General features: G+C 56.1%; 7 protein-coding genes. All 7 read left to right on the forward strand.

Annotated features, from left to right (window positions below):
- The first annotated feature begins 1 nt into the window (after position 1).
- The 7 genes from EP166_RS19140 (at position 2) to EP166_RS19170 (ending at position 6,329) form a co-directional block, all read left to right on the forward strand.
- Positions 2 to 712, forward strand: coding sequence for an ABC transporter ATP-binding protein (locus tag EP166_RS19140; RefSeq protein WP_220432639.1), 711 nt, complete (start codon positions 2 to 4; stop codon positions 710 to 712).
- The gene (locus EP166_RS19145; protein ID WP_127560076.1) at positions 709 to 1,923 is read left to right on the forward strand and encodes an ABC transporter permease; all 1,215 of its coding nucleotides are present in this window, start codon (positions 709 to 711) and stop codon (positions 1,921 to 1,923) included. The genes EP166_RS19140 and EP166_RS19145 overlap by 4 nt, the downstream gene beginning before the upstream one ends.
- Complete coding sequence (locus tag EP166_RS19150; RefSeq protein WP_127560078.1) at positions 1,916 to 2,635, forward strand: outer membrane lipoprotein-sorting protein; 720 nt, start codon at positions 1,916 to 1,918, stop codon at positions 2,633 to 2,635. The genes EP166_RS19145 and EP166_RS19150 overlap by 8 nt, the downstream gene beginning before the upstream one ends.
- 124 nt (positions 2,636 to 2,759) lie before the next feature.
- A complete protein-coding gene (ilvY, locus tag EP166_RS19155; protein WP_127560080.1) occupies positions 2,760 to 3,650 on the forward strand; it encodes an HTH-type transcriptional activator IlvY in 891 nt (296 codons plus the stop codon).
- A 73-nt stretch (positions 3,651 to 3,723) separates the two neighbouring features.
- Positions 3,724 to 4,521 (forward strand): CDP-diacylglycerol--serine O-phosphatidyltransferase, encoded by a 798-nt coding sequence (pssA, locus tag EP166_RS19160; protein ID WP_127560082.1) that lies wholly within the window; start codon positions 3,724 to 3,726, stop codon positions 4,519 to 4,521.
- Positions 4,522 to 4,719: 198 nt separating this feature from the next.
- Positions 4,720 to 5,691, forward strand: a complete 972-nt coding sequence (gene msrP, locus EP166_RS19165; RefSeq protein WP_127560084.1) for a protein-methionine-sulfoxide reductase catalytic subunit MsrP — start codon at positions 4,720 to 4,722, stop codon at positions 5,689 to 5,691.
- On the forward strand, positions 5,691 to 6,329 hold the full coding sequence (locus EP166_RS19170; protein WP_127560086.1) for a protein-methionine-sulfoxide reductase heme-binding subunit MsrQ: 639 nt from the start codon (positions 5,691 to 5,693) through the stop codon (positions 6,327 to 6,329). Before msrP ends, EP166_RS19170 begins: the two co-directional genes overlap by 1 nt.
- Positions 6,330 to 6,448 lie beyond the last annotated feature (119 nt).

Here is a 6,448-nt window from a genome sequence, read left to right on the forward strand (position 1 = left end):
CATGACCCTGATGACGGTGGACAAGGTGTCCAAAAGCTACCGCGTGGGAGAGACGGACCAGAAGGTGCTCTCGGGTGTCGACTTGTCGCTGCAGGCCGGTGAGTTTGTGGGGCTGGTTGGACCATCTGGTTGCGGCAAGACCACTTTGCTGAATATCTGTGGCCTGATTGATCAGCCGGACAGCGGGCATGTGTATTGGCACGACCGCGCGTTGACCGGGCTGTCCGGTGTGGCTCTGACCGACTTGCGCCGCCGGACCGTTGGCTTCGTGTTTCAGGAGTTCAATCTGATTCCGGTGATGAGCGCACGTGACAATATCGCCTATCCGCTCATGCTGCTGGGGTTGTCCCGACAGGAGCAGGCCGAGCGCGTTACCGCACTGGCCAACGCCGTGGGAATCGGCGCTTTGCTGGACAAACGACCCGCGCATCTCTCTGGCGGCCAGCGCCAGCGTGTGGCCATAGCACGGGCACTGGCGAAACGGCCCGAGCTGATCATCGCCGACGAACCGACCGCCAGCCTCGATGAGGAAACCGCCCTGACCGTTGTTGACTTGCTGCGGACGCTCAGCCGTGAATTTAATACCACGGTTTTGGTCGCGACCCACGACATCCGGCTGTCGCGCTGGTGTGACCGGCTGATTCGCTTGCATCAGGGTCGTTTGCAGAGTGAATCCCGCCCGCCAATACCTGTCAGGGAGGAAAGGGTATGAAGTGGTTTTTACTGGCCTGGAGCAATCTGGGTCGCAACCGCCGCCGCACGCTGGCGACGCTGTTGCTCACCGCGATCGGTGTCACTGGCATCATGGCCACCAGCGGGTTTGCGCTTTTTACCTACGACTCTTTGCGCGAGTTTGCCATGCGCGACAAAGGCCATGTGATTTTGACACACCCGGCATTTTATCAAACGCAGGAAGATTACCCGTTGCACTTCGGGCTCGACAACGCCGATAGCCTGGAGCAGGCGCTGCGGCAGGACCGGCGGGTGCGTAACACCCTGGCGACGGTCGAATTCAGTGGGCTGATCACCAACGGTGATAAATCCACCATCTTTGTTGGCGAAGGGGTTGAGCCTGAATTGTTTCAGGTGCGCGGCCCTTCCATGCGCCTGGATGCAGGCCGGTTGTTTGGTGTCACCCATTCAGATACCGGCGCACAGGCACTGATCGGTAGAAGCCTGGCCAATAATTTGAAGGTGAGCGTGGGCGAAGGGCTGACGCTGATGAGCACTACAGTGGATGGTGCGCTCAATGCTATTGATGTAACCGTGCGGGGCATTGTGTCCACAGGCGTCCCCGAGCTGGACAGTCGTCTGGTCATGACCCGCATCACCGATGCACAGCGCCTGCTGAACAGTGATCGGATCACTCGTCTGGGCGTTTATCTCAATGACAGTGCGCAAGCGGATGCCTTCTATAGCAGCCTGAAGGAGCAGTATCCGCACTTGGGAATAACGGCCTGGCACGAACGGGCTTTTTTCTACACCAGCGTACGTAACCTCTATAACCGCATTTTTGGTGTGATGGGCCTGGTTATTCTGGCCATGGTTGGTTTTGCCGTCTTCAACACCGCTTCTATGAGTGTGATGGAACGCACCCGTGAAATTGGAGCACTGGCTGCGATGGGGACTCGACGAGGCGAGATTCTGCGCTTGTTCTTGATGGAAGCCGGACTGATCGGGCTGCTTGGTAGTCTGGTTGGGCTGGTGTTGTCCGGGTTGCTGTCGCTGGGACTGATGGTTTTTGAGGTACAAATGCCACCGCCACCGGGTCAAACCGAAGGTTACCCGTTGCAGGTTTACTGGTCTGCCGAAATGGCCCTGGTCAGCTCGGCCATTGTCGTGGTATTGGCTGTCCTTGCCAGTGGCGTGGCCACGTTCCGGGGTGTTCGCAAACCCATAGTGGAGGCACTGAATTATGCGTAAACAGGACTTGTGGTTGTGTATTTTATTGCTGTTCGTCCTGGGCGGGCTTCGGGCTGAGCCGTCACCGGAACTGGCGGTGCTCGATCAGGCACGAACTCGCCAGGGCGATGTCCGGGTTGAGAGCCTGATTGAAGTGTGGGAGGCGGGTGAATTGCTCCGTTCCAGTGCTTTTGAGGTGTATGTGGGGGCTGGTCGGCGGTCATTGGCATTAGCCCGAAGTGGCCGGGAAGCGGGGCAGAAGGTACTGATGCTGGATGATCAGTTCTGGCTGTTTCTGCCCGCCAGTCAGCGGCCCATACGCATTACCCCCATGCAGAAAATGCTGGGTGAGGCCTCGATAGGCGACATCGCCTCGTTACGCTGGCAGGAGGACTACCGCATTGTGAACCGGCAATCTGAGCAGGAAACATTGTGGCTGACACTGGAGGCGGCCCGTGTTGGCCTGAGTTATCAGCGTGTCGAGTTGCAGGTGCGTGCCGATGACTATGCGCCCTTGAGCGCCCGCTTCTATCTGACTTCTGGAAAGCTGGCCAAAACAGCCGCTTTTGAGCTTGATGAGGCGGGTGGTGAACTGACCGTGTCGCGTATGACCCTAACCGACGAGGTTATTGGCGATGAAGTGACTCACATCCATTACCAGGGCGTGACCGAAGTAGACATACCGGAGCGGTGGTTTTCGCCAGCCTTTCTGGCTCGCAATCCAATCGATTAGCGAGGCAGGGTAAACGGCTCATACAGCTTCCATAAAATTGCACAACCCCGGGTTTGTATTGCGTTTGCTGCAATATTACCGGGGGCATGGCATAATCGGGGGCCGGTCAGAGGAGTCGATTACTATGGATCTGCGAGCGCTCAAGCAGTTCTTGCACCTGTCTCAAACACTGCATTACGGCAAAACGTCCGAAGCCATGCATGTCAGTCCGTCCACACTGAGTCGGAGCATCGCCCGGCTCGAAGATGAACTGGGTGCTACGCTGTTTGAACGGGATAATCGGACGGTTGTTTTGACTCAGGCCGGGCGGCTGTTTCGTGAATTCGCCGAATCCACGCTGGCCCACTGGCAAGAGCTCAGACACAAGCTGCAGAACGACCCGGATGAACTGCGCGGCCAGGTGCGGCTCTATTGCTCTGTAACCGCCAGTTATTCGTTCATGCTGGAGGTGCTGACCGAGTTTCGCAAACGCTTCCCCAACATTGAAGTAATACTGGAAACCGGCGATGCCGCCCAGGCTGTGCAGAAGGTGATGGACGATGAGACCGACGTTGCGGTCGCGCCCAGACCAGATCATCTGCCCAATCCGTTGATGTTCGCATCCATCGTCGAGACACCGCTGGACTTTATTGCGCCGGTGATCGACTGTCCGGTGCGCAGCCTGATGCAGGAAACGCCTATCCCCTGGGGACAGATTCCCTTTGTGGTGTCCGAATATGGGCTGGCGCGAAAGCGTCTTGATCATTGGTTTCGGGCGCATTCGATCAAGCCCAACATCTACGCTCAGGTGGCGGGCAATGAAGCCATCGTCAGTATGGTGGGGCTTGGCTTCGGGATCGGAGTAGTGCCCGGGCTGGTGATTGAGAACAGCCCGATGAAAGATAAAATAGAGCGAATCAAGACAGATACGGTGCTCGAGCCTTTTGACGTCGGGGTCTGTGTCCTCAATCGGCGTCTGCAGGACCCGCTGGTCAGTGCCTTCTGGCAGACCGCGGTCGACATTACCGGGGACTGACGCCCCCGGAACATCAGTTCATGCTTGCCCGGGTCAACGTTGGCTCGGGCCAAATCAAAAAAAGGGGGGCTCTATGAGTTCCACAGAAGAAAAAACGACGGAGAATGATCAATTGCCGGTACAGCAACACCCGAGCCACCGTCGTGGCATTTATCTTTTGCCCAATTTGCTGACAACGGCCGCCTTGTTTGCGGGATTTTATTCCATCGTGTTGTCGATGAACGGGAGTTTTGTGCGCGCTGCCATGGCCATTTTTGTTGCTCAGATTCTCGATGGTATGGACGGGCGGGTAGCCCGCATGACGCATACGCAAAGTGAATTTGGGGCCCAGTATGATTCCATGTCCGACAATCTGGCGTTTGGCGTGGCACCGGCCATTCTGGTTTATCAGTGGTCTCTGCACAGCCTGAGTAACCTGGGCTGGGTCGCCGCCTTTATCTTCGTTGCCGGGGCAGCCTTGCGTCTGGCGCGGTTCAATACTCAGATCAACACCGTCGACAAGAAGTTCTTTGTTGGCCTGGCCAGTCCAGCGGGTGCTGGTGTGTTGTGGGCCATGGTGTGGGCGCTGGGTCAAAAAGGGGTCGAGGGTGAGTCGGTTGCCTGGTTGATGGTGATTATCGTGCCGCTCATAGGCGCCATGATGGTCAGCCCCATTCGTTATTACTCTTTCAAAGACCTCAGTGACAAGGGCCGGGTGCCCTTTGTGGTGCTGTTGTTGTCAATCATGGTGATTGCCGTAATCGCCCTGGATCCGGGCCCGGTTCTGCTGGCTTTCGCCGTGACCTACGCCCTCTCGGGGCCGGTGTTTGAAGTCTGGCGCCGCTTACGCCTATATAAGAACGCCCGGAAAGTAGAGTCTGGCGACGACTGATCTGCCTCAGTTGGCAGCGCTGTCCCTATAAAAAGGATGTAAAGGCGCTGCCACGGCAGATCAGTTGTGCCAAAGTTAAAGCAGCGTGCTGCTTTGTTGCTGGACTTTAGAAAGAGCCCACCTCGCCAGTGTGAAACCAGTCAGCGCCTGATTCCGTAATCGTAAGTAGCTACGAACAAATCGAACAGGATGCGATGTATGCTAATTAAACAGGCTTCGGACTTAACCGAAAATGACGTAACGCCCCAATCGGCCTACCTGAACCGCCGACATATCATTCAAGCGGCCGGTGGGCTGGCTCTGGCCGGTGCTGTTCCACGTGTGTTTGCAGAAGACCAGAGTGCGCCCCACTGGCTTGACCAAAAGGTGGATCAAACGGTGTTTCGCAGCGTTACTACCGATGAAGGCATGACGGATCGGGCTGATGCGACCTCTTACAACAATTTCTATGAATTTGGGACTGGCAAAGGCGACCCGGCCAAGTATGCCGACAATTTTAACCCTTACCCCTGGGAAATAACGGTAGATGGGGAATGCTCCAACCCCGGAACGTTTGATCTTGAAGCCATCTTGTCCGGTTCAACCGCGACCGAAGAGCGTATTTACCGGTTGCGCTGTGTGGAAGCCTGGTCAATGGTGATTCCCTGGATCGGTGTCGAACTGGGTAAGGTGCTGCAGCAATTTGAACCCACCAGCGATGCCCGTTATGTGGCGTTCGAGACAGTCCATCGTCCGGAAGAAATGCGCGGTCAGCGCAGTCGTTTTTCATTCATCGACTACCCCTATGTTGAAGGCCTGCGTATGGATGAAGCCATGCAGCGTCTGGCTTTCCTGGCCGTAGGTATGTATGGCGAGCCGTTGCCAAACCAGAATGGGGCACCTATTCGGTTGTTGTTACCCTGGAAGTATGGTTTTAAAAGCATCAAGTCGATCTCGCGGATCTCTTTTGTCAGAGAGATGCCACCTACTACCTGGAATCTGTCGGCCGAAAATGAGTACGGATTTTACGCTAATGTGAATCCGGAAGTGGATCACCCCCGTTGGAGTCAGGCCAGTGAGCGCCGTATCGGTGCTAACGGCGATGTCGAGCGCATACCGACTCGAATGTTCAATGGGTATGATGAAGTGGCCTCTCTTTATGAGGGAATGGATTTGAGGACGTTCTTTTAATGAAGGGCATTGACCTCCGGCAAAGTTGGTTCTGGTGGTTATTGTTTGTTTCCGCGTTGGCCCCAGCTGCCTGGTATTGGGGGTTGTTTGTACTGGACTCCCGGGCGTTGGGTGTGGATGCACTTGAAGTAGTACTGCAGGAAATGGGGCGCTGGGCGCTCTGGATGTTACTGGTGACGCTTGCCTGTTCCACACTGCGCCGGCGTACACCTTTGCCCAACCTGGTCCGTTATCGACGGATGCTGGGGTTGTTCACTTTTTTCTATGCCACCCTGCACCTGGGCACCTATGTCATAGGCTGGATCGAGCTTGATCTGGCGACTTTCTGGGATGATGTCAGCAAGCGGCCCTTCATTTATCTTGGGATGATTGGCTGGGCAGGGCTGCTGGCGCTGGCTGTGACATCGCCTAAAGCTATGGTTCGCAAGCTGAAAAAGAATTGGAAACGACTGCACCGGGTAATTTACGCCGTCGTGATCCTCGCTGTTATCCACTTCTGGATGCAATCGCGGGTGTCCTCGCTGGAAGCCTGGATCTACACACTGCTGACACTGGTCTTGCTGGGTGAGCGAGTCTGGGCCAGATATTCAGCCAGAGCTTCGGTATCTTCCGGCAAAACGAGGGCGGCCAGAGCCTAAGTTCAGCGCTCTGGTAAGTGCGGCCTGCCAGTCTTCGGCAGTTTTTTTAAAACACCTCTTGACCCTCTCTCAGAAAAGACTATTATACGCCTCCCTCGCCGCACAGCGGTGACGGGAAG

The organism is Saccharospirillum alexandrii (assembly GCF_004000275.1).
GTDB classification, from domain to species: domain Bacteria; phylum Pseudomonadota; class Gammaproteobacteria; order Pseudomonadales; family Natronospirillaceae; genus Saccharospirillum; species Saccharospirillum alexandrii.